Below are 3,042 nucleotides of genomic sequence, written 5' to 3'. Positions count from 1 at the left end.
GGGCTAGGGGGTGAGGGTAATGAAGGCTTATCAAATTCCATCTTTAAAACAACGCTACTTGTAAGGGAGTCGATTCTTCGGTTTCAGCAGCGAGGCGAGAAATTTCTGGCCAGGAAATCACTAAGCTGTTGTAAGCAACACCTTCAGCAGCCCAGCCTTTTCTGTCGCAAATGTTATACAGCCGATAAGCTAATTCCCTTGCTGCTTCTCCTATGGTTCCCAGTTGAGATAGCAAATTTGCAGCACCTTGATTTCCAGCACCGTCTTGCAATTCCCGAATCATGTGCTGCGTGGCTTCCCAGACCGTGAGGCGGTTATCGGTTTGGGGATTCCAATTTTTGGCTAATTCGTCGCGGCGTAATAGTCGCACTTTACCTGCTTTGGCAGTGAGGATGCCAGCGTCTACCAAGCCTTGTACTGCTGTATTCTTTGCTTTGGAGAGGGTTTCAGCATCGCCAAATAACCCTTCACTAAAGGTATGCTGTTCATACCAAATTAAAGCAAAACGGGTTTCAGCATCAAATTCTCCTTCTTGTTCAGCGAGAAACTCATCTAAAGTTTGGTTAATTAGTTGCAAGGCGGTGCGAACAGGCATTGGTGTGCCGTCTGATTCTAGGACTTTGCTGTAGCGGGAGTAAATTGCCATGCCAGGGCCAATGCTGGCTTGTGCCAAGTCTACCGGGGCGATGTTGCTTTGTTGAAGTTGTTGTAGAGCATCAGGTAGTTCACGTTTGAGGAGATTAACAAATTGGCGACGAGTTGTGAATGGGGCGGTTTCTGGGCGAGGACGGCAGACGAGGACAATGGAAGACGCAAGGGCGTTAGAATTTTGGTTTCTTACCCGATTTCCTAGCTCTGTACGCATTGGTAAAGTACCAGTTACAGTGAAACCAGCCTGGATTAGCCCTTCTAGCATTGTCTCCCAACCTGTTGAAGCAATAGTTAACTCATTGCTTTCATCATCATCATCTACATCAGTTTCTGTTTGCTTGAAGGCGTAGTAGACGCTAAAAGGATAATCTGGATGAGCAACTTCTCTGACTCTAGCAAAAACTTTGCTTAATCCTTCTTCAAAAAACTGCTTTGCTTTATCACGTCCACCACGACGAAAAGGGTCTGCGACTAGTTCTTTTTCTTTAGGGACAAGTACAGTTGAAAACAGGTCAGGATAAATACGAATTAATGAACGACGCAGCCAAACGTAAAAAAAGTCAGATAAATCTGAGTAGGGTACTGCGTCATAATAAGGTGGATCTGTAGATATTACTAAGCTAGCTACACGAGCATCTATTTGTGTTGCATCTATCTGTTGAACAACCCCAGGAAGACTTGTATAAGGTAAATTTTCAAGTGCTTCACATATTGAAGACAGAGATATCTCCAAATCCCCAGCAGCACCAGCAAAGGGATTTACTTCTGGATAATCCCAACTCATTGGAATTGCCTGTCTAGCAAAAGCAGTTACAGTTTGATCTCGACTAGCTGTCCATCTTGCGATCGTACATAATGTGTTAGCAGTTCGACTTACTCCCATAGCTAAATAAGTCGCTACTGCATCACTATAAGCTGTTGCACCTTTACCACCTTCACAAAATGGTAAATTGTCATCTGGCATTCCAGCAGCAATAGCATCAACAAGCACCTTTTCCCTTACCTCGCTTATCAAGTCACTAAAAGTGCTTAGGGCTACAAGCTGACGATAAGTAAATAAATCAGCGTGCTTCGTCATCCCGTAAGCCTGCACACGAAAACCAAGTGCTTGTTTTGGCAAATATGTTTCAGGTTTCCATTTTGGCTGTGCTAAAGCTGCAATTTCCTCATGTTCCTTATGAGGTGACAAATATACCCTCTGACGCTGACCTTCCGCCACAATGGCCATTAATTGAGACTCCATCTGTCCCGCTTGTCCTTGAGTGCGAATGTAGTCAATGGGTACTGGCGTACCGCAACAGACACAAATTGCACCTTTACGACTAATAGTTCCGTCTGGTGGCTTACCTTTGCCAGTTTTCACTTGAAAACGTACAACAGGGGGTTGCTGACTGCGGTCAATAATTGGCTCTACCCAAGCTTGTCTATCTTTCTTCGTAGACAGATGGAATTTGCTTGATAGTGGCATCTTAGCTCCACAACCTGGGTTAGGACATTTCACCGTCCTAACCCATAACCAAGCAATAACTTTTCCTTGACCACCACCATACTCCTGTGGTAAATTCACCTTTGGATAGATATGCCCAATGTTCTTAAAAGCTTCACTCCGCATCCATTGCCCGTAATAACGCACATCTTCAGCTAATCCTTGCGCCCAATACCATTTTTTAGTAGTCAAAGAGTTTTTTTGAGAATCAGGATTAACCGGAGGCTGATTTGCAAACTTTGGCGGAATTTCAATCAAAGCTTTGGTAATCAAAACCGCCACTGGATTGAGATCGCTGCCATGCGCCTCTAACCCTAATCTTTGTGCTTCTAAAGGTATACTACCGCCACCGCAAAATGGGTCAAGTACAGGCGGTGGATTATTATTAGTTGATTTGAGAATTTCTGCTTTAGCTTTCTCTAAAATATCCTGATTATTGATATTTTCCCATTTCACCAATTGTTCAATAATTTCAAACAGGCGCTTTCTCTCTGTATCCTGCGCCTCTTTTGTGGTAAATTTATCAGGATGACTCGATGGGTCATCTACCAAAGATGCAAACAAAACTGCCCGACAAGTCGCTAACGGCTTACGTGACCACCACAAATGTAGCGTTGAAGGGTGTCTGTGTCTTATTGATTTTTCTCTAGCAGATTCTTTGTTAATTGCTTCCAGTGGTAACGCGACTTCAATTAGCTTCTTACGGTAGGTCATTCATTTGGCCAGACTTGTATAATTGAAGTCTGCGTTTCCGCCAGCAAGCAGCGCAACATTTTCCGAATGAGTAGGTTTACGGAATCATTGCATCAAATAATTTAGTTGGCTAATTAGCCTTTTTTGATTGCTACTTACTTAACTTAGTTACAGAGCTTCGTCTGGCAATTATAGTCACTGTAATAGAGTGA

At 43.5% G+C, this 3,042-nt stretch carries 1 protein-coding gene; it reads right to left on the bottom strand.

Annotated elements, in window-relative coordinates:
* Positions 1–43 precede the first annotated feature (43 nt).
* Positions 44–2,851 carry a DUF1156 domain-containing protein gene (locus IQ229_RS21080; protein WP_194047071.1) on the bottom strand — a complete coding sequence of 936 codons (2,808 nt, stop codon included), beginning with the start codon at positions 2,849–2,851 and terminating at the stop codon, positions 44–46.
* Positions 2,852–3,042 lie beyond the last annotated feature (191 nt).

It is taken from the genome of Nostoc cf. edaphicum LEGE 07299, assembly GCF_015207245.1.
GTDB classification, from domain to species: domain Bacteria; phylum Cyanobacteriota; class Cyanobacteriia; order Cyanobacteriales; family Nostocaceae; genus Nostoc; species Nostoc edaphicum_B.
The sequence above is the reverse complement of the archived record's forward strand: the minus strand, read 5'-3'. Positions and strand labels throughout refer to the sequence as shown.